The 26,947-nt window shown below is 43.7% G+C and carries 18 protein-coding genes, 1 tRNA gene and 1 pseudogene; 9 read left to right on the top strand and 11 right to left on the bottom strand.

The window, feature by feature from the left end; translation table 11 throughout:
• Positions 1 to 142: 142 nt before the first annotated feature.
• The 4 genes from MIC7113_RS08620 to MIC7113_RS08605 all read left to right on the top strand — a co-directional run bounded on the left by MIC7113_RS08620 (position 143) and on the right by MIC7113_RS08605 (position 8,479).
• Positions 143 to 2,383: a PAS domain S-box protein gene (locus MIC7113_RS08620; protein WP_015181785.1), complete on the top strand. Its 2,241-nt coding sequence runs from the start codon at positions 143 to 145 to the stop codon at positions 2,381 to 2,383.
• 493 nt (positions 2,384 to 2,876) lie between these two features.
• Positions 2,877 to 7,007, top strand: a complete 4,131-nt coding sequence (locus MIC7113_RS33150) for a GAF domain-containing protein (RefSeq protein ID WP_155897963.1) — start codon at positions 2,877 to 2,879, stop codon at positions 7,005 to 7,007.
• Between the two features lie 83 nt (positions 7,008 to 7,090).
• Positions 7,091 to 7,172: transfer RNA gene (locus MIC7113_RS08610), tRNA-Leu, on the top strand.
• A gap of 131 nt (positions 7,173 to 7,303) precedes the next feature.
• The gene (locus MIC7113_RS08605; protein WP_015181783.1) at positions 7,304 to 8,479 is read left to right on the top strand and encodes a tyrosine-type recombinase/integrase; all 1,176 of its coding nucleotides are present in this window, start codon (positions 7,304 to 7,306) and stop codon (positions 8,477 to 8,479) included.
• A gap of 207 nt (positions 8,480 to 8,686) precedes the next feature.
• Here the strand turns inward: MIC7113_RS08605 and MIC7113_RS36090 are convergent, their stop codons facing one another.
• Entirely contained in the window at positions 8,687 to 8,863 is a 177-nt protein-coding gene (locus tag MIC7113_RS36090; RefSeq protein WP_015181782.1) for a hypothetical protein, read from the bottom strand.
• A 152-nt stretch (positions 8,864 to 9,015) separates the two neighbouring features.
• Between MIC7113_RS36090 and MIC7113_RS08600 the strand changes: the two genes are divergently transcribed.
• From MIC7113_RS08600 to MIC7113_RS08585, 4 genes are all read left to right on the top strand, one after another.
• Positions 9,016 to 9,213, top strand: coding sequence for a hypothetical protein (locus MIC7113_RS08600; RefSeq protein ID WP_015181781.1), 198 nt, complete (start codon positions 9,016 to 9,018; stop codon positions 9,211 to 9,213).
• Positions 9,214 to 9,581: 368 nt separating this feature from the next.
• The gene (locus MIC7113_RS08595) at positions 9,582 to 9,875 is read left to right on the top strand and encodes a hypothetical protein (RefSeq protein WP_015181780.1); all 294 of its coding nucleotides are present in this window, start codon (positions 9,582 to 9,584) and stop codon (positions 9,873 to 9,875) included.
• Between the two features lie 176 nt (positions 9,876 to 10,051).
• The gene (locus MIC7113_RS08590; RefSeq protein ID WP_015181779.1) at positions 10,052 to 12,817 is read left to right on the top strand and encodes a hypothetical protein; all 2,766 of its coding nucleotides are present in this window, start codon (positions 10,052 to 10,054) and stop codon (positions 12,815 to 12,817) included.
• A 447-nt stretch (positions 12,818 to 13,264) separates the two neighbouring features.
• Complete coding sequence (locus MIC7113_RS08585) at positions 13,265 to 13,465, top strand: hypothetical protein (RefSeq protein WP_015181778.1); 201 nt, start codon at positions 13,265 to 13,267, stop codon at positions 13,463 to 13,465.
• Between the two features lie 209 nt (positions 13,466 to 13,674).
• Here the strand turns inward: MIC7113_RS08585 and MIC7113_RS08580 are convergent, their stop codons facing one another.
• Both MIC7113_RS08580 and MIC7113_RS08575 read right to left on the bottom strand, forming a co-directional pair.
• Positions 13,675 to 14,637 carry an orange carotenoid protein N-terminal domain-containing protein gene (locus tag MIC7113_RS08580; protein ID WP_015181777.1) on the bottom strand — a complete coding sequence of 321 codons (963 nt, stop codon included), beginning with the start codon at positions 14,635 to 14,637 and terminating at the stop codon, positions 13,675 to 13,677.
• Between the two features lie 382 nt (positions 14,638 to 15,019).
• Complete coding sequence (locus MIC7113_RS08575; protein ID WP_015181776.1) at positions 15,020 to 16,945, bottom strand: heavy metal translocating P-type ATPase; 1,926 nt, start codon at positions 16,943 to 16,945, stop codon at positions 15,020 to 15,022.
• A gap of 82 nt (positions 16,946 to 17,027) precedes the next feature.
• Between MIC7113_RS08575 and MIC7113_RS08570 the strand changes: the two genes are divergently transcribed.
• Positions 17,028 to 18,140: a precorrin-8X methylmutase gene (locus MIC7113_RS08570; RefSeq protein WP_015181775.1), complete on the top strand. Its 1,113-nt coding sequence runs from the start codon at positions 17,028 to 17,030 to the stop codon at positions 18,138 to 18,140.
• 135 nt (positions 18,141 to 18,275) lie between these two features.
• Here MIC7113_RS08570 and MIC7113_RS39425 read toward each other — a convergent pair.
• From MIC7113_RS39425 to MIC7113_RS08535, 8 genes and pseudogenes are all read right to left on the bottom strand, one after another.
• Positions 18,276 to 18,452 (bottom strand): annotated as a pseudogene (locus MIC7113_RS39425) (IS701 family transposase); the annotation flags it as partial.
• A gap of 124 nt (positions 18,453 to 18,576) precedes the next feature.
• On the bottom strand, positions 18,577 to 19,641 hold the full coding sequence (locus MIC7113_RS08565; RefSeq protein WP_041779952.1) for an ABC transporter substrate-binding protein: 1,065 nt from the start codon (positions 19,639 to 19,641) through the stop codon (positions 18,577 to 18,579).
• A 191-nt stretch (positions 19,642 to 19,832) separates the two neighbouring features.
• Positions 19,833 to 22,421: a TonB-dependent siderophore receptor gene (locus tag MIC7113_RS08560; protein ID WP_015181773.1), complete on the bottom strand. Its 2,589-nt coding sequence runs from the start codon at positions 22,419 to 22,421 to the stop codon at positions 19,833 to 19,835.
• A gap of 142 nt (positions 22,422 to 22,563) precedes the next feature.
• Complete coding sequence (gene acpS, locus MIC7113_RS08555) at positions 22,564 to 22,995, bottom strand: holo-ACP synthase (RefSeq protein ID WP_015181772.1); 432 nt, start codon at positions 22,993 to 22,995, stop codon at positions 22,564 to 22,566.
• Positions 22,996 to 23,013: 18 nt separating this feature from the next.
• Entirely contained in the window at positions 23,014 to 24,336 is a 1,323-nt protein-coding gene (locus MIC7113_RS08550; RefSeq protein WP_015181771.1) for a salicylate synthase, read from the bottom strand.
• A 24-nt stretch (positions 24,337 to 24,360) separates the two neighbouring features.
• Positions 24,361 to 25,923, bottom strand: a complete 1,563-nt coding sequence (locus MIC7113_RS08545) for a benzoate-CoA ligase family protein (protein WP_015181770.1) — start codon at positions 25,921 to 25,923, stop codon at positions 24,361 to 24,363.
• Positions 25,907 to 26,326, bottom strand: a complete 420-nt coding sequence (locus MIC7113_RS08540; RefSeq protein WP_015181769.1) for a holo-ACP synthase — start codon at positions 26,324 to 26,326, stop codon at positions 25,907 to 25,909. Before MIC7113_RS08540 ends, MIC7113_RS08545 begins: the two co-directional genes overlap by 17 nt.
• A complete protein-coding gene (locus MIC7113_RS08535) occupies positions 26,316 to 26,579 on the bottom strand; it encodes an acyl carrier protein (RefSeq protein ID WP_015181768.1) in 264 nt (87 codons plus the stop codon). Before MIC7113_RS08535 ends, MIC7113_RS08540 begins: the two co-directional genes overlap by 11 nt.
• Between the last annotated feature and the right edge of the window lie 368 nt (positions 26,580 to 26,947).

The raw sequence follows: 26,947 nt of genomic DNA, 5'->3' as shown, positions 1-26,947 counted from the left end.
AGCGATTTGTTTTTGCTATGATACGAATTTTCAAACCCTCTGCTGGCAACGATTCCGTTCAGGATAAGCCTGGAAACAAGCAGAACTGTCCAGTCCGCAGAAGTTCACCGTCAGGACAAAAGGATGAGGCGCAGATATCGCTATGACTTACGAAATTTTTGACCAACAACTCGCGCTATCCCTCCAGCGCTTAGAAGCACTGTGGCGACAGGTGGACGAACTGCCAAAGCCATCCACTCAGGTATGGCAGGACGCGGATGACGTTCCTGAAAAGCCGCAAGCACACCTCACCCAAAGTTTGGAGGAACTCTCGCTTTCTCTGCAAGAGTTACAAGTGGCTGCCGAGCAACTGCGCCAACAAAATGAAGCGTTAGCCGAAAGCCGTAATACCACTGAGCAACAGCGTCAGCACTACCAAGAACTGTTTGAATTTGCCCCAGATGGCTACCTGGTAACGGATAAAGAATCTTCCCTGCTCGAAGTCAATCAGACAGCAGCACAGTTGCTCAATGTTCCCACAGAACGTCTGGTCGGTAAACCTTTAGTGGTGTTTGTAGCTCCTGAAGAACGTCGTGACTTCTACTCCCAGTTACGTCAGTTGCAAAAGGGCGAGTCGATTAAAAATTGGCAAGTTCAGCTTCAGCGTTGGCGTGGTGCCTCCTTTAGGGTGTCGTTGACTGTGGCACCGTTCAAGAATTCCCAAGGGGAGGTGGTGGGGTTGCGCTGGCAGATGCAAGACTTGACATCCCCCAAGAAGGAGTCTGCCCAAACTCAGAGCGATCGCCTGTTTCGTGCTATGTTTGAAAACTCGGCGGTTGGCATCGCACTTCTCGATCACCAGGGTCGCATCCTCAAAAGCAACCGGGCACTTCAAGAAGCCTTAGGGTATAGCGCCCAAGAGTTGCAGTCTCGTTTCCCCATGTTGCTGAACTTGGATGAACCCGGTATGGAGTCTGCCATGTTTCACCAATTGATGGCAGGACGACGCCGCTCTTACCAGCTAGAAAAGCGTCTCTCGAATCATGATAGCTCTATGCAATGGGGACGCCTGACCTTTTCTCTCGTCCGGGGGACTCAGTCTGAACCCACCTTGGCAACCTGTATCCTAGAAGACATTACAGCCCTGCGTCAGCTCAAAGCCGCGCAGCAACATGCCATTGAACACCAGGAAGCCATTAAACAGCAGCAGGCGACCAAGAAGTTAGAAATTACCCTTCAAGAGCAGAAAAATAGCTTAAACCAGTTGCTGGAAACTCCCAATCAACAACTGGCACCCTTGCTGGAACAGCTAGGGAAAATCTTGAATGATATTCTTTCGAGTACGTCTGAATTCTTCTTTGTCTGCGATCGCACCGGCAAATACATCTATGTGAATCGAGCCGCAGCACATGCCTTGGGTTTGACTCAAAGCGATTTTATCAGTAAAACCTGGCAACAGCTCGATTTACCCGCAGAGGTGATGGAACGCTTGGATGCTCAACGCGCCACCGTCTTCGCAACGGGACAAGCGATCGCAGATGAAGCCAGTTTTCCGACCGTAGACGGCATCCGGGATTATGAATATACCATGACGCCGATTAGTGACATCAACAATAAACCGGAGGCCGTCGTCGTCACCGTTAGAGATATCACTGAGCAAAAACTTGCCGCCGTCGCGATGAGTGAAGCCTTAGCCAAAGAAGACGAATTGAGTACTCTTCAATCTCACTTTTCTTATTTTGTCTCGGTTGTGGTGCGGGAACTGCGGAATCCACTCAACAATATTTTCGCTTGCACGAAGTTAATTGAAACGAACGCTCATCCAGAAGCTGATGAAAAACTACTCTACTATCTGCAACTGATTCAAGCAAATGTTAGACGGATCAATCAGCTTTTGCATAACTTGTTGTTGATTAAGAAGTTAGAAGCGAAAGAACTGAGCTTAAACCCCGCTTTGCTCAATCTAACCGAGTTCTGCCGTGAGTTGACCGAAGATGTACAGCAGGGTGCAGGTTTCTTACATCAACTGAGCTTTAATAGTGAATGTCTTGATGTTGATGTGTGTATGGACAAAAAACTACTGCGGCACCTACTCACCAATTTACTGCTCAACGCGATTAAGTCTTCGCCTGAAGGCAGCGAGGTTAAGATGGAGTTGATTTGTCAAGAACAACAGGTCGTTTTTCACATTCAAGATTCTGGATCAGGTATATCTCCTGAAGACCAAGAATTGCTGTTTAAGGTATTGCACCGAGGCAATTCCCTCGGCACCCTTGCCGCCAGTAGTTTAGGTTTATTCGTCGTTAAACAGTGTGTGGAATTACAGGGAGGCGAGATTTTTGTAGCTAGTGAAGGAAGCGTTGGCACAACCTTTACGGTGACGCTGCCACTAAATCATCATTAAGTTATGATGTATTGAATAATACATAAAGCCTTCATGAGGCTCCTCTACAGGTGTGCAGCTTTGGCAAAATTTCTCTAAAACCATACCTAGAGGAGTCTCTAGAAAAGTTTGCAGTACTTACAAGACGAGAATGAATGGAATAACAGTATCCAAAACATCCCCGTAAGTAAAGTTGCAATAAGATTGTGTAAATACTTCTTAAATAGACTTACATTTGTTGCCAAATATGGCAAGAATTATATATAGACTTCTAACTCAAGAGGGTTATTGTTAGGCGATAAAAATTTTCCTCTTCCATCACCCCGGCAAGAAGCCCAAGCATCTACAGGATAGATTGAACACGATTGTGTTTTTTTTCACAAGAGATGAGTTTATAGAGTTTTATATTTTTTTAAAGATGCTATCGCGTTTACCCTAAGGGATTAGTTTTCAAGAAAATATTTATCTTGATTTAACTCCAATAATTTTCAACTCTCTAAACTATCCCTTGATTGTGAGGAGAGTATTTTATTGTCCCGAAATTGGCAATACCAATCAAATTGGAGCCGAAAAATCGATGCAGAGCTGCAACTCAGACCTCAATCACAGCTTAGCTCACATGACGGAATCAATGTCGGACAACACAGATAATGAATGGACATTGAAAAAAAAACAAGAGCTTATTTCGACTAATTTAAATCAAGCCAATTCCTGGAGCAAACAGCCAGCTCAACAAGACCAGTGGACACAGTTACTGGCTAAAATCACTCTTAAAATTCGCCAGTCTTTACAGTTAGAGGACATTCTGCAAACCACAGTTACAGAAGTGCGAGAGTTGCTGGAGGCGGATCGAGTTTTAATCTATCGGCTTTGGCCCGATGGAACCGGAAGCGGAGTCACAGAAGCGATTGTGCCCGGTTGGTCAACGGTTCTGGGACAAGTATTTGAAGCCGAAGTTTTTCCCCAAGAGTACCATCAGCTCTATGCCTCTGGACGTATTCTGGCGATTAAAAATGTAGAAGACGCTGAGATATCTCCTTGCATGGTGGAATTTCTCCAACAATTTGAGGTGAAGTCCAAATTAGTGGTACCGATTCTTCTCAAGGAAAAACTTTGGGGTTTGTTGGTAGCCCATCAGTGCGCTCATCCCAGGCAGTGGTTAAGGGGTGAAATTGAACTTTTGCAGCAACTGGCTGACCAAGTTAGCATTGCTCTATCCCAGGCTCAATATCAGGAACACCTGGAAGAATTAGTTGCACAGCGTACTGCTAAACTCACAAAAACCTTAGAACAACTTCAGCAAGAAATTAATGAGCGCCAACGCACCGAAAAAGCCCTGCGTGAATCCGAAGAACGGTGGCGCTCCCTGGTAAAAAATGCTCCCGACCTGATTTTCACCTGCGATCGCACCGGTAAAATCCTGTATATAAATCGCACTGTACCCGGTTTTACATTAGAACAGGCCATTGGTAGCAGTGTGTATGATTACATACCCGACGAAAGTAAACCGTTATTAAAACAATCCTTTGAGCGAGTTTTCCAAACCGGGGAAGCGGTTTACTACGAAACACAGGGATCGGGAGCCTATGGTACAACGTCCTGGTATGCCAGCCGTGTTGGCCCAATTCAACAGGAGGGAGAAGTTATCGCAGCAATGGTGATTTCCACAGACATCACCGAACGAAAGCAAGCTGAAGAACTGTTACATCTGCGTGAACAAGAATTTAGAGCCTTGGTGGAACATTCACCAGACTTGATTGTGCGGTTTGACCCCCAATTACGCCATCTGTACGTCAATCCAGCCGTGGAACGCAGCACGGGAATACCGAGACAGACATTTATTGGCAAAACTAATCAGGAATTGGGTATGCCACAGGAACTCGTGGCGGGTTGGAACAAGGTCTTGTTGGAGGTATTGGCAACCGGGCAGGAAGGGATGATTGAATTCGATTTTCCCACCGCCAGTGGTCTTAAATCTTATCAAACCCGTATTATCCCAGAGTTCGCCCAAGATGGGACAATCCGGTTTTTGCTCGGTGTAACTCACGACATTACACCAGCCAAGCAGGCAGAAAAAGCGCTGCAACAACGCCTTCTCAGAGAGCAGGCGCTACATCAGCTTGTCCAATCTATCCGCAACTCTCTCGATTTAGAGACGATTTTTTTCACCGCTGTTGCTGAAATTGGCAAACTCTTGCCCGTAGATCGGGCGCTTGTGGTTCAATATTTGCCAGACCGCAAGCTGTGGTTGAATGTCGCTGATTATCGCGCCTCCTCTGATTTACCCGTCGCATTAGGTTTAGAAATTCCGGATGAGGATAATTGTATTGCTGCTCGATTGAAGCAATCACAACTGGTTTTGATGGATCACACGAATCAGTGTGAGGATGAAATTAACCGCCACTTTTCTCCAACTTTTCCCGGTGCTGGGTTATGGGTGCCGTTGTATTTGGGTTCCCAACTCTGGGGAAGTCTCAGCTTGTTTGTCGAAAATCATGCTTACGCTTGGCAAGACTCAGAGGTGCAACTCACCTTAGCTGTTGCCGAGCAATTGGCGATCGCCATTCAACAAGCGGAACTCTTAAATCAAAGTCAAATTGCCACTGTTAAAGCCCAAGAGCAAGCCGAAGCGCTGAAACACGAAATTAAGGAACGCAAACGCACGGAAGAAACCCTGCGAGCGATCTATAAAGTCAGCACAGCTCGAAAACTCAGCTTTGAGCAACGCCTGCAAGGCTTGTTAGCTCTGGGACGCCGCCGATTTGGACTGGAAATAGGGGCTTTAGGTCGGGTGAAAAACAATGTCTATGAAGTCATTGCCGCTCAAGTTGCGCCCAAATCTAGCTTTCCCATTACCAAAGGAACGATCTGGAATCTAGAGCAGACGTATTGCAGCGTAACGTTGGGCACGAAAGAACCAATTGCGTTTGCATCGGCTGGAACTTCTTCCTGGCGTCATCTCCCTGCCTATACCTCTCGCCCAGTGGAAGCCTATCTTGGTATGTCCGTGGTGGTAGCGGGTCAAATATACGGCAGCTTAAGCTTTTTTAGTCTCCACGCACACCAACACCCTTTTACAGCCGGAGATAAGGCACTGTTGAAGCTGATGGCGCAGTGGGTGGGAGCATTGTTGGAACATCAGCTTTCAGAAGAGGAGTTGCGGCAATCGGAAGCTAGATTTCGAGCCATAGCTCAGAGGGAGGCTTTGCTGAACCAATTGGCAAGTCAGATTCGTCGTTCTCTCGACCTCAACACCATTCTAGAAACAGCGGTGCATGAAATTCAAAACTTATTAAAGATTGACCGTTGTTTCTTTTTGTGGTACAGAGCGCATGAAACTCAACCCGTTTGGGAGGTCGTGACCGAAGCGAGGAGTCCGGCCTTTCCCAGCGTTATTGGTCACTGTGTTCCGCTTAGCACCTTTGGCCCCTTGACCCGTCGGGTGTTTAACAAGGAAATTACTCGTGTGGACAATGCCAGGAGTTTAACAGATCCCGCCGAGCGCAAGTTTTTCTTCAGTTTGGGCTACACGGCGATGTTGGCATTGCCGATTCACACCACATCCGGCGAAATTGGAGTGGTTAGCTGTGGTCACTCAACGGGTTCAAGACCTTGGCGTCAGGAGGAAGTAGAATTGCTAGAGGCAGTGGCGGATCAAATGGCGATCGCTATTGACCAGGCCGAACTTTTGCATCAAAGTCGCACAACCGCAGCAGCAGCTCAAGAGCAAGCAACCCAGCTTAAACAGGCATTGAATGAACTCCAGCAAACCCAGGCTCAATTGGTGCAAAGCGAAAAAATGTCTTCTTTAGGGCAATTAGTCGCGGGTATCGCGCACGAAATTAATAATCCTGTTAATTTTATCTATGGCAATCTCACCTACGTGAGTGAATATGCCGAAGATTTGCTCCATCTGATTCAACTTTATCAGGAATATTGCCCCCGTCCTGCACCCGTGATTGAAACGGCAGCGGCGAACCTTGATTTGGATTTCATGAAAGAGGATTTCCCCAAAATCGTGTCATCCATGAAGGGCGGTGCCGATCGCATCCGTCAGATTGTCTTATCTTTGAGGAACTTCTCACGGGTGGATGAAGCTGAGATGAAATGGGTGGATATTCACGAGGGGATTGATAATAGCCTGTTGATTCTCGCTCATCGCCTGAAAGCCCAACGACCGGAAGAATCAGATATCCAAATTATTAAAGACTACAACAATCTGCCCAAAGTGCAGTGCTATGCGGGGCAACTCAATCAGGTGTTTATGAATATCCTGGCGAATGCCATAGACGCGATCGCATCTCGTAACGCTTGCGAGGCGCTTGGACAGGTTAACCCACCGTGTTCGCCTGAGCTGTTCAAAAGTCATCCTGGGTTGATTTGGATTTGCACAGAGGTTATAGCCGAGCGCAATGAGGTAATGATTCTGATTAGTGACAACGGGCCTGGGATGACCCAAGAGGTACAGCGAAGGATTTTCGATCCGTTCTTTACAACCAAACCCGTCGGTTCGGGTACAGGTTTAGGGTTGTCGATTAGTTACCAGATTGTGGTGGAAAAACACGGGGGGCGATTGGAGTGTATTTCAGCACCAGGTCAGGGTACGGTGTTCTTAATTTCCCTTCCGATTCGGCAATCTTCGTAGTGGAGGCTAGGCTGTCTGGAATTCTTTTGCCTGAGTGTGTTCAATAATCTCAAGTTTTTGCTATGATTGCTAATGCAAGTTAAGCGGATGTGGCGGAATTGGCAGACGCGCTAGATTTAGGTTCTAGTACCGCAAGGTGTGAAGGTTCAAGTCCTTTCATCCGCATTTAATATCTGGTAAGGGTTCTAGCTTAGATGTTAGCTGGAATCCTTAACTTATTTTTGGCTATATCTTGTCTTTTTGGCTATCAACTGGCTATCGTCGTTGTGACGCGCTAGAGTTTTGATATCCAACGAATGAATACTACACAAACCAAAGCAGCGAAAGGAACAGTAGGGGTTGAGAGCTTCAGAGGTAAATTACGTCTGCGCTTACCTCGTAGTATTGAAACTAAGAACAGATATATCTCTACTGGCTGGCAGGATACTCCAGAAAACAGCAAGAAAGCTCAGAAGATAGCATGGCAGATTGAGGATGATATCAGCCGTGGAACGTTTGATTCTACCTTGGCTAGCTATAAGCCACAGCATCATTTAACAGTTGTACAAGCAATTAAAGCTCAACCAGCGCTATCACTTTCGGAACTATGGGAACAGTACACCGAGTATAGAAAACCTCTGATTGCTGAGACAACGCTCAAGATTCAATATGCAGCAGTACGGAATCATATTGCCAAGCTACCGACAAAGACTCTAAGCGATGCTGTTCAGATTCGAGATTTTCTGGTAGGTAAGTTGTCTAATGATGCGGCAAGAAGAACTCTAACTCAAATTTCAGCTTGTTGCGACTGGGCAGTTGATTCTTGCTTAATCTCCAGTAATCCGTTTCATGGCATGGCACAGAAAATTAAGGTAGTAAAGGATGAAACAGATACTATCGATCCATTCACTGCTGAAGAACGAGATATTATCATCAAAGCTTTTGAGGAACATTCTCTCTATTCCTATTATGTTCCATTCGTCAAGTTCTTATTTATGACTGGATGCCGTACTGGTGAAGCGGTAGGATTGCAGTGGAAACATATTTCTGCGGATTGTAGAACAATTACGTTCTCTGAATCAGTTAGTACTCAATTGAAAATCCGTAAAGACTGTAAAACACATCAAAGCCGTAAATTTCCTTGTAATGCTACTTTGCAAGCTTTGTTACTGAGTATTAAACCTAATGCCTGTAATCCTGAAGCATTAGTTTTTCCAAGTAAGAAAGGTGGAGTTATTCGTTCTGGTCATTTCATTGATAGTGCATGGAAAGGACGTTCTGATAGAAATGATGGAATTGTTACACAGCTTGTCAAGGAAGGAAAAATAAGCCGTTATCGTACTCAATACAATACACGCCATACGTTTATTACGCAGTGTTTAGAAGCTGGAGTTAGTGTTGTGCAGGTAGCGAAGTGGGCAGGAAATTCACCAGAAATAATTATGAAGCATTATGCTGGTATTACTGCTCATGTGCAAGTACCTGAATTCTAATGAAATCAGCTAATTAACCTTAAGAGGATAGTAGTTTTTAGTTTCTACTATCCTTTTCTATATCTATGTCGATTAAATTATTCTCTCTAAGGCATCCCTACACTAGAAAAACACTAAATACAGACAAATAACTCAACTGCTCTAGGTAGTTCAAGACCTAAAACTAGTTTCGATCGTCTTCTAGAGCCATAGAGAAGCTAGTAATAATTACTCATTTTCCTCACTGTCATCTGCTTTCAGCTTGGATTCAGGTATAGCTTTGATTAATTCCTGCACTGCTTGGGTCTTAGTCCATTCATTTTGTTCAGCATATCTCTCCAATTTGTGCATCTGGCTTTGAGTTATGTTAACTGAGAGCCTTACTAATTTAGATTTACTTGCCATTAATGTACATACTGTGTGATTATGATGTACATGGAATTAACATTCCATTCACACAATAATTATTGCATCTAACGCCCAGCAGCTAGTACTGGGAATACTACTGCTGGACTACTCACTCCACTTGAAGCGCCAAGCGAAGGAGCAAATATATCATGCCAGAAAATACGGCTAGTCTGAGATTGATAGACAAGGTTAACTACATTCAAGAAAGATTGAGGTTAATCACAAATATTCATATCAATCAATTGTTGTTACTGGAGCAAAAATTCACAGAAGACTTCGAGGATTTACAGCAACAGTTACAGCAGCTTGAAGAGATGATTAGACCAGTCGAACCCGATCAGCAATAGATTAGGTTTGTGATAATTTAGCAAGATGCTCCTATAGCTTTATTGGTTGTAGGAGTATTTTTAATATTTAAACTCATAAGACAATAAAAAATTCAACTATTAAAATCACAGTTTTAGTTGATGGAAATCACACTAACGTAATTAGTAGAGATTATCTTGGAAAAGATAAGCACTAATACTTAAACAAGCAAAAAGAGAAGTTTTTATCTTCTGTCTAATAAACAGACTCTTTTGCAACTTCTTGCCAAAGAAGGTAATCTGAAACCTATTCAAGCTTTAATGAAGCGATCACTGCAATCTACAGGTATAACAATTAAAACTGCGCTGAAGATGATTAAATAGATTGAGCTTATTTAAGGAGACTTATCATGTTAAAACATATTCCATCATTAATTGTTTTATCATTGCTTCTAACGTCATGTAGCAGCCATACAGACAAGATTAAGCAACAGCTAGGAGATAAGTTTGATAATCAAGTATATGAAAATGCTGGAGGTGAAGTAAAAAGTAAAGATAGATATGATACTTTCTGTAAAGCCATTAAGCAGAAAAAACATAATAAAGCTTCTTTACAATTTAAAGCTCTAAAGGAGATAAACAATAATAAGGATTTACAGTTAGTTAATGCAGAGATTAACTTAGCAGATAAGGATTGTAAGTAATGATTAATATCTGCGGAAGTTAGTAAGAACGAGCTTACATAGAAAATCAGGATGCATCTACTATCGAATTCAAGTGATTAGTTTAGAAGAAACCAGCGTTGCTTTAAGATTTTACTTTCTAATACGATAAAAATTAGATAACTTATAAACAGACCTAAATATTAGGAGTTTCAAGCATGGATAAAGCTAAAGCTCTTGCTGGACAATATGCTAGTAAGAAAATTGACGCTAACCAACCAGAACTAACTCATAAACTTTGCAGAAAATGGAAGTTGTACTGTCCTGAATGTTATCAATTTGTTCATTGGAGAAAATCAAAATCAAGTTATTTCGCTCACTACGATGTTGAGGATAAAAGCTGTGATCTTAGAGTTAAATCATCTAGCAATAACGCCGCAGTTAATATAAATACTAATGAAAATCAAGGACAAGATTTAGAAGGTATACAAAATGAATTTGAAAAGATTATATTCTCAAGTATAAATAGTTCTTATGAAGAGATAACAAGTACAATAAGTAATATTCATTGTCTTAAATATATTTCAAACGAAATTAAAAAGAAATTCATTAAATTTGATGCTAACAAAAATATTAAAGAAGAATGGGAAGAGTTAGAAGACTGGATACGAAATAATTCTTCTAATAATCCTGCACATTGTATAGCTGTATTAAATATTTTGTCTATTGACATGAATAGACATATTTTAGAAAAGCTTATTCAGTATGCAATTAATCATGTTATTGAAAGTTTTGAATTAATTCCTAGCAGAGCTAAAGAAAGCATCATCAAAGCACAAATACAGTCAAACAAAGAAGAGTTTTTTAATAAAACTATTGAAAAAACTCTTCAAATAATTATTGATATTGATTGGGGATCTGGAAAACAATTTAAAACTAATTTTAAAAAGAAAGAATATCAACCTTATGTTTCTAACTTCAACAGAGGAGATGGCAGCAGCTCACTATTCATAAATGAGCGCTACTCAATTATTAGTTGTGAAAATTCTATTTATTCGGTAATAGATAAGACACAAAAAAAATCAGAATTATTTAAATTAGAGTTGAACTATGAGAAAGGAATTAACTGCGAATTACTACGTCGAACATCTCCGTCTCAAGATTTCTTCTCACAATTGATATGGAAAATTATCAACAGTAGCAATGTTCAATGGTTCATGTTAGCTGTCGGTATATTAGCAAGTCAAAAAATCCAAGGAGATATTTTGACAGTCAATTTTATTGATCCACCTAGCCCATTGCCATTATCTAATGAGAAATGGATTGATTCTGCCAATCAAGTAATTAGATTAATTGGAGAAGAAATTGAGAAAATCCCCGTAAATTCCAAACCAACTCATTTAGGCGACTTACAAGCTATGCTAGATGTCGCTGAACAAAAATTACGAAATCTAGGAATTAATTATGAATTTTCAAGGGATGATAGATTTTTTTTGATTTTAGAAAATAAATATAATTCCGTAGCTCAACATCAGCTAGGCGCAAGTGCAATTAATGATAGAAATTTAAATGATCTATTACTTGATATTCCGCTATATATACGGCAACAAATAGGCAGCATTATTGTAATATTAAAGGCTTCACCTGTTCAAAACAGATTAGTAGATATAGCTTGGTGCGATAAATCTGTATTAGATAATGAAAGAAATGAATTAAGATTTCAAGCAATTGGTTCATTAATAATACAAAATATTAAAGGTAAGTCTGTATTATTTTGCAAATTAGTACCTAAATTTACCTCGTTAGCTAAAAAGCATGAGTTAGGTAATGGATTAACTGCTTTTGGTTGTATATTATTAGCATTAAATAAGTGGGGATTAGAAAATAATCAACCAGTTAGTTGCAGTCGTACAAAATATTTAAAGATCAAGGAGTTAAAAGACGCTGAAAAAATATTTACTAATACTGACAATAAACAACTAAAGGAATATTTAGCCAAGAAATATAATTTAGGAAATAAAAATAAATTTACACCGATTAAGATATGGAATGAACAAATAGCTAGTTATTTTAATCTTGATTTTGTGCCTCTAATAATAGATGGCAATCATTTTTTTGAAGTAAAAGACAATCGAGAAATCAAACAAATAAGTAATTTTAAAGATAAATCTCCCGAAGATAAGAACATAGCAAGCAATCCTGAATCTGTTTCTTATCCTCAAGCAGGAGTAGGCAAATTAGCAATAATTTATGATATTCTTTTACCTGTTAAACAAAAAGTTAAACAAAAAAAATCAATCATAGAAGTTAAACACCATCTTCAAGTAGAACGTCAGAAAATAAAAATTAATGAGTTACTAGATGCTCGTGATATTTCAGTATTATCTGTTAATGAACCGACCAAAGAAATATCCATTTATTCAGTCAAGCTTGCTGGGTATGTAAAACCGTTGTTGTTTCAGCTAGCAATGGTAGAACAAAGAGTAGTTCTTACTTTAAGAAATAGTAAGTTGCCAGCAAAGGTAGATGCAACTAAATTTCAAAATAAGATTCTAGATATTAATAATTCTCTAGGTCTTAACTCATTTAGTAATGTAGCAAGTAATATGCTACCGATACATTATGCGGTCATACATTCGTTAATGCTTAGTCAGGAATTTCTAGAAATACGAAACAAAACATCACTAGAGCATGATAAATTACTCACAACATTTCAGCCATTACCTACTGAGTTGGTAAATATTTATTCGATATTTGCATATCGAGCAGTAGAAATAATACGGCGCTACCGTAACTTAAGGGATGCTGCTAACAAGACCAAAATTGGCTTACAGCAGTATGCACAAGCAAGACAACTAGATTTAAATAGTTATCTTGATATCGTGCATGAAAAGATGGCTGCACTAAGTCAGATTCCAAAAAAGTTTGAGCTTAAAGATGCTTTCGAGAATTTACAAGGAAGTGGAGGATTACCTAAGTCGTAGCTATAGCTATATCAGAATGGAATGTAAGAAACAATTACCTACTAATGTCCTCTAGAGCAGAATATCAAGATGAGAAATTAAAAAATAGGTCATTATATGACAATTTCATAGTTATTCTTAAGCTTTTACTTACACTTAAACTTATGTCTAATCTTCTACTTAAACTTACCTGATTCTTTATACTTGCCAGATAAATCCAGTTACCTAAAAAAGTAGGAATCAGTAAATAAATTACTAAGCTGAATAATTGATAAATGAGTAATTTAGATGAATAGCAAAGCTATCACACACCTAAAAGGTAATAAGCTTAAGTGTTTATGTTGACTAGATGTTACAGATCGAGTATTGCTATCAGGTTGTTAGATTAATCCTTCGAGAATAGTCTGTGAAGCATGAGAAACGCTATTAAGGTAGGATATGACCTAAAGATAGTTTACGATCCTTCTAATGAACGATAGCGATCGCAGCGATGACTGGAAGCAAGAGGAAACCGTAATTGCTATAGAAGGCAACAACACTGGAGAATGGCAGTACCTCGCCTATCCTAGCTGGGATGAAGCAATGGAAGCGGTCAAGGTAGCCCGTAGGCAAGGGAAAGCAGCAGTCATCTACTCAGGTGCTACGCCTCCAGTACCACCTGAGTCTTAACAGTGGCTATCATTTGGTTATCAAAACTGATGAAAAGCTTTCACGAATTTAGATGATATATGTCGCGCTCTTGAATTGCGACATTTAATTGGCGAATGTACAGTTAAGCACTATACTTCTGTTTACTCTTAATTTTCGTTTAAGCCCAGTTAAGCAGAAAGGCAGGTGTAGACCTGCCCTTCTAGACGGATTTTGCCGAACTTTGTATTCTACTTCCGCATCAGGTTTAGTAGTTCTTTGGGAGAGGCGAGCAAGTCTATCGCTACAAAGAAAATCTTGCCTTGGGGATCTAATAAGAACCGCCACGCAATGTTCATACCGACGTTGTTACCGAACCAAGGAGTCTCTACTTTACCGGTCACTTTAATCTGCGTGTAGCCATTTTCTATGGTCTCGGCTACGCCCCGCTCTGGCATCATCTTAAGTCCCACACATTCTTCACGCATATAGGTGAGAATAGCTGCCTTGCCGACTATCGGCTTCTGGAATGGAGGTTGCAGGGCACCTTCTTCAGCAAATAGACCCACAGCCGGTGTGAAGTCAAATGCATTCATGTAGTCAATGTAGTTTAATACCGTGTAATTGTCGATACCCTCAATCTTGGTCTGAACACGTTCAGATAGTGCCTTCGGTGTGCTGCGGGGGGCTTCGCGTTTTGCGTAATCCTCGCTCAGATCTGGGTCGTATCCCATGTTAACTACGGTATTACGCAAGACTGTGATTTGCTGACCGGGATCGAGTTTCTTGATCGTTTCTAGCACGCCAACAGCTTCAGAACTCATTTGATAACCAGGGGGGATGGGAGCAACTACGCCCTGTTTCATCAACTGCCCTAACTCATACCAGAAACCTAGCTTGGTGTTGACACGGAAGGAGGAATAGGTACGACCGATAGGAGTGTCAGCATTGCTAGCCAAATCATACATGGCTTGCGATTGAGCCTGTCGAGGCATTTGCTTGATTTCATTGAGTAAGCCTTCCGCTAGAATCATGCTGGCGGCTCCCGTGGCGGCGCGAGTAATAGAAGTACCCATTTCGGTGTAGGCAAACCAGAGTAATGCCAGTTGATCCTCAACGCTGAGTTTATTGTATGCTTCCGTGGTTGCTGGAACCGCATTAGCAATTTGAGTATTAGGGAAAATGCCTTGAGCCGACTCGATGGTATAAGTCATGATTTTGCCAAAAACCCTTTAGTGTTGAGCAGTTAATCAGTTTGAGGTACGTCTCTCTTGTTTGCCCTCTTCAATTTTATATTGCAGTATTTTGTTAAAAAATACAAATAAATATTGCAAATAATTGCCATAAAAATAAAAAATGCTATAATGGTTAGTTTTTGGTCAATGCATTGAATCAACCCACTAACTCTTTTTGCAATATCAAGGTCGCCCTTACTAGTGGTTCATGTCATTAGTTCTGATGGGTTATTCTGGAAAGAGTGTCAACAGCGCTCGCTTTTTACTTATGAATGGAGCGAGGCGATCGCTGACTCTTTTGTTGCGAGCGCATAATTTTAGCTCTCATAGTACCTCAGCCGCGACTTTTGCAAGAGGTCTATTAACCTCTCAGCAATCGCAATCCACTTAATGTCACAATTACCGTTGAGCCTTCATGCCCCAAGACTCCTAACGGCAAGGTGATATTACCTGTAAAGTTTGTAATCAACAGAATTACCACGAAGCTCAAGGCAAACACAATGTTTTGTTTTACCACACCTTGAGCGCGACGACCCAGACGAATCGCATGTTCTAGTCGCTCCAGACGATCCGCCATCAATACAATATCTGCCGTTTCCAACGCCACATCACTACCTGCGGCTCCCATCGCAATTCCCACATCCGCTTGAGCCAGGGCAGGAGCATCATTGATGCCGTCTCCAATCATTGCTACTGCCTGATACTGCTTCTGGAGTTTGCGAATGATATCAACTTTCTCTTCGGGCAAAAGCTCTGCATAAACCTGATCGACTCCAACCTGTTGAGCAATGCTGTGGGCGGTACGCGAGTTATCTCCAGTTAGCATCACAATCTGCTCAATTCCTAACCGTTTTAATCGGGCGATCGCTTTTGCGGCTGCCGGTCGTACCGTATCCGCAACGGCAATGATGCCTAAGATTTCTCTGGCATAGGCAACCCAAACCACAGTTTTGCCGTCAAATTCCCACTGTTGGCTCTGCTCTATCAGGGTTTTTGCAGCATCGTTCATTTGCGCCTGGACAAACGCTGCTTTACCAACGATCGCCATCTTGGAGTTGATTTCTCCAGTGATTCCCTGTCCTGCCTGGGCTTGAACGTTCACGGCTGTTGTCCAGTGCAGGTTTTGCTGACTGGCGAACTGAGCGATCGCCTCTCCAATCGGATGCTCTGACAAGCTTTCCAGTGCCGCCGCTACTTGCAGAAGTTTGTCGGTGGATGGCTGAGTTGAGAGAACGTTCACGACTTGAAGGTTTCCTATGGTCAGCGTTCCAGTTTTATCAAAGGCGATCGCCCGCACTCGTCCAATCCGCTCCAACTGTGCCCCGTTCTTAAACAGGATGCCGTGACGCGCTCCATTAGCAATACCGGAGAGCAGCGTCGGCATAATCGAAGCCATGAGCGCACAGGGTGAGGCAACGACCAGGAAAATCAATGCCCGGTAAATGGTTTCTTCCCAGTTCCAGCCCAACAGAAACGGCGGTAATGTACCCAACAAGATTCCGGCAATTACAATCAACTTGGCGTAGCCGCGCTCAAATCGTTCAATGAACTGCTGAGAAGGCGGTGCTTCCGTTTGGGCTTGCTGAACCAGACGAATGACTCGCTGAATTAAGCTACTTTCGGGCGGTTGATGAATTTTGAGCCGCAGTGCGCCATGACCATTAATCGTACCTGCAAAGACTTCATCCCCAACCGTTTTCTCGGCAGGAATCGATTCTCCTGTAATGGAAGATTGGTTGAGAGTGCTAAATCCTTCTATAACTAAGCCATCTGTTGGCACTAATTCTCCTGGTTTGATCAGAACTTGATCCCCAATTTTGAGTTCTGAAACGGGGATAATTCTCTCCTGCCCATTCCGCACCATTCGCGCCGTATCAGCGGTTAGGCTCATCAATCCCTGAATACTACGCTCCGTCCGTTGCATCGCATACCCTTCTAACGCCCCGCTGATGGCAAAAATCAGGATCAGAACCGCCCCATCCACAATCAGATAATATTCTTGTCGCCAGAGTCCCAAACCTGCGGCTCCCAACGCTGCCACAATCATTAGCAGGTCTACATCGAATTCTTTTTCCTTAAATAAGGTTGTCAACCCTTCGCGGGCACTTTCAAACCCACCAATCACATAAGCCGCCGTCAGAATGAAAAGGGCAACTCCCAGCCAACCAAAGTTGAGCATTTGCCAGCCTAAAAATACCAGAACTCCACAGGTGATCGCGGCGACTGCATCGGGGTGTTCCTTGAAAAGGTTGGTAAATCGAGAAGTAAAACGGGTAGCCGCAACCATGTTTTTTTACGTCAGATTCCTACCCTTTCAGCCTAAACCTTAACATTAGTGTCAATGTCAAGGTTTTGAGTAAACTGAAAGGATGAAGACCGAACACTTGACGATTAAAGAACTGACGGATGCGGTGGGCGGTGGCGTTACCCCTCGCATGGTACGCCATTATCACACGCTCAAATTGCTTCCCCCAGTACAACGCTCAGAAGGCAATTACCGCCTCTACACTCAGCAGGATGTGCAACGGCTACAGCGGGTCATTGCTTTGAAACAGCAAGGCTTTCAGTTATCCCACATTCGACAACTTCTAGACAGCCATTCAGAAGAGACCGTCGATCCAACCCTGATGATTCAGTTGCAGCAGCAATATCGCTCTGTGATTCAGCAGATCACCCGGCTCCGCCAAACAGCATCTGCTTTGGAGGGATTGCTGGGACGTGATCAAAACTGCCAAATCATTCAAGCTGAAGCCCTAGCACAACTGAAGCAACTGGATGTAGATGCCCAAGAGGGGTTAGGAAAACTCGATCAGTTATGGACTAACCTGGATGCAGAGACAAATACTCATCCAGAAGCATTTCAGGAATCCCTACAACACCTGCTGCCTGATTTGTCTGGTTATTCTGAAATCACCGTCCATTTGCTGCATCAATTGGTGCTGGCGTGTGGCGATGTCAGTTTGGTGAACTCGGTTCAGTTAAGCCAAAATGCGATCGCGGCTGCACGGGATGCGCTGAAAGTCGGGTGTCCAGTCTTGACCGATGTTCCGGTTGTTGCGGCGGCCCTCGATCAAACTCGGTTAGTCCATTTAGGATGCGCGTTTGAAACGCTGATTGATGACCCTCACATTACTGGAGTCAGTGAAGCTGAGCAAGCCTTTTGGAATCATGACCAATGGCAGCAACGGTTACAACAGATTCCAAAGGGATGCATACTTGTGATTGGATATGCCCCTTCCGTCTTGCTTACTGCCTGTAAGCTGATTGAGCAACAGCAAATTCAACCAGCCCTTGTGATTGGGATGCCGATTGGCTTTAGCCATGCCCCAGCAGCAAAGCGGCGACTGATGGCAACATCAATTCCGTCCGTTACGATTCAAGGGAGTCTTGGTGGTAGTCTTTTAGCCGCAGTGACTCTAAATGCCTTGGTTGAAACGCTGATTGAAAAGCCTGATTGCCACTGCTATCTAACTCGAACTTAGCAAAGGATGGTATCCAGAGAGAGTACCTGATCGGGTGCCAGAATGCCTCCAACTGTGTTCCAATTTTCTTGTTTTCAGGACTTACGCAACTGTCACAAGCACAGGCGCTGCTACGCCGCGCCTTCTACCAAAAAACTAGACAAAACGCATGAAAGTATTCGGTCGTTTTAATTGTTGAATTAAATACTCTGACAAAAGTGCGTATTTGATTTGATAAATAGTTTGACCCGTCTGATAAGCAATATCTTTAAGCCTGAGCCAAACTAAAATAGCACAAGCAATATGATTCTTTTGAATCCGAGCTTTGCGGCAGTGATTTAAATTCTGAACAGCTTATTCGTCACCAACAGCTTTTGACCACACCCACTGAGAGGGGCGAGGCGAAACAGCCTCCTCGACTCAACCAGTAATCCAAAGGAGCTGTAGGCAGTAAGGTTCAACTTGGCGAGAGCAATTGCTTTTCAAGTTCTTCCAGATAAAGCTCAGTACCAATCGGACCGGGAAAACCTCGGCATAGATAACCAGCAATGAAATACACTCGTCCAGTTTTGCTGGCATTGAGGGATTGGGCGATCGCATTGTTTGCCCACGCTTGCTTCAGATGTGACAGTTGGTGGGCTTCAAAATTATTCGTGTTATTAAGTTCGCTGAAATTGCCTCCAAACATAATCACTGAATCTGCGGCATTCAGTTGAGGTAGAATTTCGAGAGAAATGGGAACTGGAGTATCTGGTTTAGACAAATTTAAACCAGGTGGTGTAACTAGTTGAAATCCCAAAGCTTCAAGCAAGGAACTGCAAAGACCAAAGTTAGAGTCACCTAAATAAAGCTCCTCCCATTTGACTGCACTGAGCAGCAATACTTTGCGGTGAGTAGCAACAGTGCGTGCAAAGGTTTCACGAGCCGAAGCAATTTGCTGTTGTGTTTTCGTTAGCAATTGTTCGGCTTGGTCAGACTTTCCTACAGCCTTGGCAATCGCCCGCAAACTTTTTTCTATATCATTATCATTCCGACTGAGCAGCAAGGTTGGAGCAATCTTAGAAAATACCTTATATTGATTGGCATTGTACTGAGTGCCTAAAATCAAGTCGGGCTGAACACTGAGAATGGCTTCGATAGACGGTTCAGAAACCGAGCCTACATTCTTCAACTGACTGGTTACTCGGCTTCCCAGATAAGGAATTTGTTGACCGGGGTTATCGTAATTTCCTCTATGCCACGTTACCTGGTCAGCGAACCCAGTCGGTTGAACGTCTAGAGCTAGGAGCAATTCTAGGACAGAAGGACCAAGCACCACAATCCTCTGGGGCTGACCACAAACTTCGGTTTCTCCCATTTGATGCTCAATGGTGCGGCAGTTTGCTGACGTTGCAGATGATCTAATCAGGGGATTGTCGTCATCAGCAGTGAGCTTATTGGCTGTTCCATTACAAGCCGCCACTACAAACGCTGTGAGTACTGCTAATACCAGAAGCTTAATAAATTGATTCTTTGTTCTCATCTCTACTTCATGAGTGAAAATCCGGCTTTCCCAATCCCCCCTTGCCAAGAAATTTCGACTCCCTTCCTTTTATGAACAGGACTTACGCACCTACACCACTTATAGAGGAGATGGTGCGTTACGCTACGCTAACACACTCTACAAATAGAGGTTTTGCGTAAGTCCTGATGAAAGGAGGATACCAAGTAAAGTCAAAATTCCACTGAAACTGAGCCAATGATCGTCAACGGATCGCCTGGTTCAATTCCAGCCCGCCTAAGATTATCAGTCGCTTGAATGTAGTCGATATTGAACAGGTTCTTGACGTTGAGGCCAATTCGCCAGTTGTTGCGACGATAAAAAATAGCCGCATTGGTCAGAAAATAGCTGTCTACCTGAAAACTATTGGCTAAATCGCCCTGACGTTCCCCAACAAAGTTAAATCCAACACCAAAACCCAAGCCTTGCAAATTCCCCTGTTGGATTTCATAGGTCGTCCACAGACTGGCACTATGTTCAGGGACGTTAAACAACCGATTGCCCACAGGAATTTCGTTGTCTGCTGTAACTTCGGCATCGGTGTAGGCATAGGAGGCAATAATATTCCATCCCGGCAAGATTTCTCCAGTCACGTCCAGCTCAACCCCGCGACTTCGCTGTTCGCCCGCTGCCACAACCCCAAACAAATTATTGGGATCGGCTGTGGCAACATTTTGTTTGGTGATGTCAAAATATGCCAGGGTGGTCAACAGTCTACCTTCGAGCAATTCGGCTTTGACACCAACTTCAAATCCCTCACCTCGTTCTGGTTCAAGCGGATCGCCGTTGGCTGTAGTTTCGCTGCTGGGTGTAAATGACCGGGAGTAGCTGCCGTAGAGCGAAATCGCTGGGATGGGTTGATAGACAATTCCAATTCGGGGGGTTAGTGCGTCATCGTTTTGAGTCGTTTCAGGTCCAGTATTGTCTACATCAAGGAAAGGAGCGCTGGTGCTGTTTACTGTATCATAGCGAAGCCCTGCCACTAGGATTAGGTTGTCTAGAAACTTGACTTGATCTTGTATATAAACTCCCAATCGATCGGTTTGAACTTTTGAAGGGCCAAAGCCAGATAAGAAGGGTAAGGTCTTAAAATCAATATTAGGATCTGCGCCATAATCAGGAGCGAAGATATTGAGTGGCAACGGATTGCCGAAGGAACCTCCCCATAGGAGTTGGGCATTTTCAATTCGATTAAGATCGACTCCAAACAAAAGTGTATGCTTGATCGAGCCTGTGGCAAATTCCCCGACAATATTGGTTTGCAAATTATAATTTTGCGTATCAGTTTGTTGTCGAACAGGAACACGACCCAAAATTCCTGTAGTTTCATTAATGAAGAAAGGATTCCTGAGACCGATATCGCTTGAGAAATCCGAAAACTGGAAGGCGTTGCGAAGTCGCCAGTTGTCGCTAAAGCGATGCTCTAAGTCGTACCCGATGCTGAAGTTGTTTTCCCGAATCCCAGGGTCGTTTGGAGAAGTGGTAATGGTATCGAAAGGAACATCAACAACTCGGTTGCCAAACGCAACTAAACCATTATCTGCGGGGGCTTCTCGATCAGAATACTGTAGTCGAAACGTGACATCTGTGCGATCGCTCGGCTTCCAAGTGACTACGGGTGCAATCAGAAATTGCTCAAATCCTTGCTCAAAGTCTTGAAACGGTTCACTGCTTTCGTATGCCAAATTCAAGCGATAGAGCAAGCTGCGGTTTGCTGTCAATGGACCTGAAATGTCAATCCGGGGTCGAAACAGCTCGCGGTTGCCAATTTGCAGTTCCGCTTCATAAAATGGCTCAGTGAGGGGCTGTTTACTCACTAGGTTAATCACACCTCCTGGCTGCACCTCACCGTATAAAATTGATGCAGGGCCTCTGAGAACTTCAACCCGCTCGAGGTCGGCAAGTTGTGGTACTCCCCGATTCAAAGGATTTTGTCTAAAGCCGTCGCGTAAGATGGGTGCCTGTTGAAATCCTCGAATCGTAAAATTAGTAACCGCATTACCGGCTGAGCCACTGGGTGTTACGCCACTCAAGTTACTTAGGACATCTCTTAAATCGGTTGCCTGTTGATCTTTAATTACCTCTTGCGGAATCACCTGAATTGACTGAGGAATGTCGCGCAGTGGAGTATCGGTGCGCGTCGCGGTGCTGGCATTGGGGGCAAAGTATCTATCTTCATCTTGTTCCCCCGTCACCACGATTTCAATCTCCTCTTCTGGCTCGGGTGCAGCCGTCGGGGCTTCGGGTTTATCCTCTGAAGGGGTGGTGACTTCAGGTGCGGTAGGCGGCTGAGTTTGAGGCTCTTGTGCTGTAGGAGTTTCAGTTGATGGAGTTTGAGCCGTAGCCGATGGAGTACTCAGGCTCAGGACGAATCCTGATGGACTGGGACTAAGTTGAACCGTCGGCACCTCTGTTGTACCCGTTACCGCAACTCGAATGGTGTTTGGAGATTGCTGAGTCACCGTGACAGACGAAATCCCTTCCACCGGGTTGTCTTGACGAAACGCTTGACCATCTGGTAGACGCAGTTGAGTATTGAAAATATCAGTCAGTAACGTCTTATCCAAGCTTGCCGTAGACACTTGGGGAATAGTGTCTGAATTGGTCTCTAAAATCACATTAACTCCGCTCGATGTGGCAGAGACACGCACGCCTGTTACTTGTATAACTTGAGCAAAAGCCGGAGCTGCAACGAGTACAGAAACCGTGCTAGCGAACAAAAAACTAGGAAATAATTGTTGTAGTTTCAATCGAGTGTCCACGTCCTCACCCCCAGGAATTGAGTTACTCTCAGCAACTCAAGTAAATTATTGAGAAATAGTATCATTAACTCAAGTAACAATAAAACAGTTCGTTTGCCATGTCAACTTTATTTATTTCGGTAGATGACTGTACAGTTGACAGTTAGTAAGGTGCACCACTGTTGGAGAATAGAAGGGCAATTGGCTTTGCCAGCGCCTGAAGGGCGATCGCACTGGCTGTCGCATAAGATGGGGTATGGCTGATACTCAGCAGCCACTTGGTAATGCCAAGTTTCGCGGCAATTTCAAGGGTAGTGGCATACAGCACGACAAACGGTTCACCCGTCGGTAGCTTTTGGATCTCAATCTCATGCCACGAGATAGGCTGTTGGCAATCTCCACCGAGCGCTTTTTGAACCGCTTTTTTGGCAGCGAGACGGCTAGCAAGATACTCAAAGCGGTGAGTACGGAACCCCGAAGCATTGAGTTCCGCAGCCGTGAGGCATTGACGTTCAAAACACTCCCCCGTTTGTTCGACAAGTTCTTGGATGCATCTCACGTCCACAATGTCAATCCCATGACCGATAATATTCATGCAGCTATCTCGTCGTTATCAAGATTGCAAAACTAAATTCGTCAGCATCGTATTCATTTTGTTAACCGACTCGATATACTCATTTTGAGGCACTGATTCAGCAACAATACCCGCTCCAGCATTGAGGTAGATTTCATTGCCGTACTGGTAGACAGAACGAATTGCGATCGCTAAATCCGATTCCCCATTACTATCAACCCAACCAATACCACCCGCATAAATTCCTCTCGGTTCGTCCTCCAAGCGATCGATCCAATCTAAAGCTTTTTGTTTATCAATTCCAGAAACAGTAATACCTGGAAACAAAACCTTCAACGCATCCCACAACGTATTTCCATCTTTTAGCTGACCGCCAGCTCTCGAAGAAAGGTGCTGCACACAGCGATATTTTTTCACCTCCATAAAATTAAAAACCCGAACCGTTTCTGGAAAGCAAAATGAACTCAGTTCGCTTTGTGCCAACCAGATAGAAAGTGCGTGTTCTTTCACCTCCTTAGCATCGGTGAAAAGTTCATCATTGAAGCGTGCATCCTCTTCACTAGATTGACCGCGAGGACGAGTTGCTGCTAAAGGATTCGTCACGACAAACCCGTCTTTATTAACTTGCATCAAAATTTCAGGACTAAAGCCAACCGCACGCACGTCTCCTATATTTAGACAATAGGAACGCGCTGAATTATTCGCTTTGGCTCCAACGGCATAAGTTCCCAATACATCCAAATTGCCGATAAGTTTCTTGGAGCGAGAGATAATAGCTTTATGCAATTCATCATTTTGAATTGCCTCAATTAACCTCTCAATACGGTGGGAGTAATTTTCGCAGTCCGCGAAATCTTCAGCGAGAGAGATGGGTACATAATCGGGGAGCTTGCTATCAATAGATAGTAGTTCTCGAATTTGCTCTAATGAACTGGTGCTTTTAACATGAACGCCTTCTGACGTAAAACGCAGTTCGGTTTCAGGAACTAATAAATAAAGAAGTGGCTGCTCCATTGCTTTAGAGTAGGACGAATAGAAGCCAGCCATGTCAAAGGCTACATAACCATAAGCGGTCCAATTTTTAATAGATAAAGACCTCAGTAAATCACCGACTTGTTTAAACGGATCGCTGACAGGTTGAGAGGAAGATTTCCCCATACCCTCAAGACAGACTGTAGTTTTGCTGACGGACACCTTGGCTAGCTCATTGCCCGCAATGCGAACTTCGTTGTCTTTTTCATACATCACATAATTGGAAAAAATACCCGCTTTCAAAAAATTCTGTAAAACCGCTACTGCATTCCTTCTGCCCGATACAAAAGTTTCTTGATACGATAGAGCGGTTTTTAATTCTGTAACCATTAATATCTCCTTGTCAATACTTTTTCAGTGAGTGCCTACAGCTAGGACTTGATTTTTTCCTATCAATTTCCGGTGAATTTTCCCCGTCGCAGTACGCGGTAACTGTTCCACAAAGCGCACGGTTTTTGGAGCCTTAAAATGAGGAAGTTGCTGTTTGGCAAATTTACAAATACTAGTTTCCAATTCAGGGGACGGTTCTTGTCCGGGTTTGAGGCTGACATAAGCAACGACTCGAGTGAGTTGTTCGCCCTCATTAGATTCAGGAACCACCGCCACTTCTAGCACTTGGGGATGCTGGTGCAAGATATCCTCAATTTCCAAAGGAGAAACCCACTGACCGTTTACTTTAAACAAATCGTCCTTACGACCCATAAACTTAAAATAGCCGTCAGCATCACACAGATACTTATCCCCCGTTCGCATGGTGTTGCCATAGAGTGCTTGCCGCGTTTCTCGGAGTCGGTTCCAGTACCCCAACATCAGGCTTTCTCCACTTACCAAAAGGTCGCCAATCTCGCCTGGAGGACAGGGAAGTCCATTTTCATCAACGACTCGGACATCGTAACCCGGAACGGGGCGACCGGAGGTGCCAGGTTTGCACTCACCTAAGCGGTTGGCAAGAAAAATGTGCAAAAACTCAGTTGTGCCAATTCCTTCACAAATTTCCCGGTTGTAAGTCTCTCGCCACTTTTGCCAGATACTCTCAGGAAGCTGTTCGGCGGCAGAGATGCATAAGCGCAGGGAGGAGACATCTAAAGGTGCGATATCCTGTACGGCGAGAAGGTTGGCATAAATACTGGGGATGCCAAAAAAGACGGTCGGTTGATAGCGCTGAATGTCGGAGATAATATCAAATGCGTTGCTGGCATCTGACAATACGGTGGCTGCACCGACTGCCATTGGCATATAAAGCGTATTTCCTAAACCGTAGGCGAAAGGCACCTTGGCAACCGAATAGGTGATGTCATCGGGTTGCAAGCCAAGTGTGGCTTTAGCATAGCGTTCAGCACAAACCACCATGCTTTGATGCAAGTGAACCACCCCTTTGGGTTTGCCTGTACTGCCGGAGGTGTAAAGCCAGAAGGCGGGTTCGTCGCGAGAGGTTTCGGCACAGGGGAAGGGTTCGTCAGGCTGTTGGGTGAGTCGGGATAAAAATGGGTTGTCTCCATCTTTGAGTAGAATGTGCTGCAAAAACTGAGACGGAATGGGAGTGAGTTTCTTTTGCCATTCCTGAGTCGTCAGTAAGATTTTGGCTCGCGAGTCTTGCAGAATATACTGGATTTCATCAATGCTACAGGCGGTGTTAATGGGAACAGGTACGGCACCCATCCAAATTGCTCCCCAAAAGGCAAAGACTAACTCGGGAGTATCAGGCAAAAGAATGGCAATCCTATTTTCCCGCTCTAAATCGAGAGTGAGGAGCGATCGCGCCGTGCGTTGGACAAAGCGGTTGAGTTGATCGTAAGTATAGGTATCGTCCTGATAAAAACAGGCGACTTTTTGGCTATTTCCCCGTTCTATATTGCTGTTCAAGAAATAAGCTGCCACATTGAAGGCACTCGGCAACTGTTCAGAAACACTTTTCATAAAATTTTTCTTTGACGCTTATGTTTGATAAGGCGAGAACGTGAACTAGTACGTGTTCATCCCAATGGCACCATGTCGCTAACCATGTGTGGATACCCCATCGTTTCGCCTGAATGCTGGCGTCCCCATGCTGGTGAACGGTTAACCTGTCTTGGGTAAGGTTGGCTTCAATTTCATTCCAGCCAATGCCTGCTAATCCAGTTCCTAAAGCTTTTCCCACAGCTTCCTTGGTGGCAAAGCACACGGCGAAAGAACGGTGGGGATGACTGGAGGATTGGCAACGGTCGAGTTCGCCCGGAGTAAACAACAAATTTAACGTTTCGCGATCGTACCGCTCAATTAATCTAGCAATCCGGGGGATGGGCGCGATATCAATACCGAGTCCTTTAACTTCAAGAGACATGGTTAGAGTTGGAGTTGGCCAGCAGCGCCGCTTCGACTTTGTTGCAGACTTGAGCCAGTGTCATATCCTGCCGACCTTCCAGCTTCACGCTTACCCCTAGTTGGCGTTTCAGTCCTAGGGCAATTTCTACTATTTCAGTGGAATCAAGTTGTAAATCCTCGTGCAGTAGTGTGTCATTGTGCAGCGATTCTTGGGGAATACCTAAGTCAGCAAGTATTGCTTTGAGAGTATCCATCGCTTTTGAAGTATCCATGCAGAAAACACCTCGGAAATCTAATTGCCCCAGATGGCTTTCTTTTGAGATGTGACTAGTACATGACGACCCAAATGAGCCTACCATCTGAAAACTTGCTCAAAAGTCTAGAAATAAAGCTTTTTGACTTTTGACATAAAGGGTAGCGGTACTAGTGCCGTTTTGTTCCAAGTCACGCCTTCACGCATTCCTGTGAGGGTAAGCTGGTTAGTTATTTGAAGCCAGCCTGCACCTTTGATGGCAGACTTGATGCGCCCAACCCTCTATGCATGATGTGGGTACAACTCACGATAAATTTTCTCATTAACTAAGTTGATTTTATCGTTTACTGATCCAGAATTACAATACAGCTAACTGGTATTTATTTG

The organism is Allocoleopsis franciscana PCC 7113 (assembly GCF_000317515.1).
Classification (GTDB): domain Bacteria; phylum Cyanobacteriota; class Cyanobacteriia; order Cyanobacteriales; family Coleofasciculaceae; genus Allocoleopsis; species Allocoleopsis franciscana.
Note: the sequence above shows the minus strand (reverse complement) of the source record. Positions and strands in the feature narration are given on the sequence as shown.

What these genes read in the sequence shown, in the direction of transcription:
- MIC7113_RS08620 (WP_015181785.1), top strand. Translation starts at nt 143, where the DNA reads ATGACTTACGAAATTTTTGACCAACAACTCGCGCTATCCCTCCAGCGC.
- MIC7113_RS08580 (WP_015181777.1), bottom strand. Translation starts at nt 14,637, where the DNA reads ATGACTTATACCATCGAGTCGGCTCAAGGCATTTTCCCTAATACTCAA.
- MIC7113_RS08605 (WP_015181783.1), top strand. Translation starts at nt 7,304, where the DNA reads ATGAATACTACACAAACCAAAGCAGCGAAAGGAACAGTAGGGGTTGAG.
- MIC7113_RS08550 (WP_015181771.1), bottom strand. Translation starts at nt 24,336, where the DNA reads ATGGTTACAGAATTAAAAACCGCTCTATCGTATCAAGAAACTTTTGTA.
- MIC7113_RS08540 (WP_015181769.1), bottom strand. Translation starts at nt 26,326, where the DNA reads ATGTCTCTTGAAGTTAAAGGACTCGGTATTGATATCGCGCCCATCCCC.
- MIC7113_RS08600 (WP_015181781.1), top strand. Translation starts at nt 9,016, where the DNA reads ATGCCAGAAAATACGGCTAGTCTGAGATTGATAGACAAGGTTAACTAC.
- MIC7113_RS36090 (WP_015181782.1), bottom strand. Translation starts at nt 8,863, where the DNA reads ATGGCAAGTAAATCTAAATTAGTAAGGCTCTCAGTTAACATAACTCAA.
- MIC7113_RS08545 (WP_015181770.1), bottom strand. Translation starts at nt 25,923, where the DNA reads ATGAAAAGTGTTTCTGAACAGTTGCCGAGTGCCTTCAATGTGGCAGCT.
- MIC7113_RS08535 (WP_015181768.1), bottom strand. Translation starts at nt 26,579, where the DNA reads ATGGATACTTCAAAAGCGATGGATACTCTCAAAGCAATACTTGCTGAC.
- MIC7113_RS08590 (WP_015181779.1), top strand. Translation starts at nt 10,052, where the DNA reads ATGGATAAAGCTAAAGCTCTTGCTGGACAATATGCTAGTAAGAAAATT.
- MIC7113_RS08585 (WP_015181778.1), top strand. Translation starts at nt 13,265, where the DNA reads ATGAACGATAGCGATCGCAGCGATGACTGGAAGCAAGAGGAAACCGTA.
- MIC7113_RS08595 (WP_015181780.1), top strand. Translation starts at nt 9,582, where the DNA reads ATGTTAAAACATATTCCATCATTAATTGTTTTATCATTGCTTCTAACG.
- MIC7113_RS08565 (WP_041779952.1), bottom strand. Translation starts at nt 19,641, where the DNA reads ATGAGAACAAAGAATCAATTTATTAAGCTTCTGGTATTAGCAGTACTC.
- MIC7113_RS08575 (WP_015181776.1), bottom strand. Translation starts at nt 16,945, where the DNA reads ATGGTTGCGGCTACCCGTTTTACTTCTCGATTTACCAACCTTTTCAAG.
- MIC7113_RS08570 (WP_015181775.1), top strand. Translation starts at nt 17,028, where the DNA reads ATGAAGACCGAACACTTGACGATTAAAGAACTGACGGATGCGGTGGGC.
- acpS (WP_015181772.1), bottom strand. Translation starts at nt 22,995, where the DNA reads ATGAATATTATCGGTCATGGGATTGACATTGTGGACGTGAGATGCATC.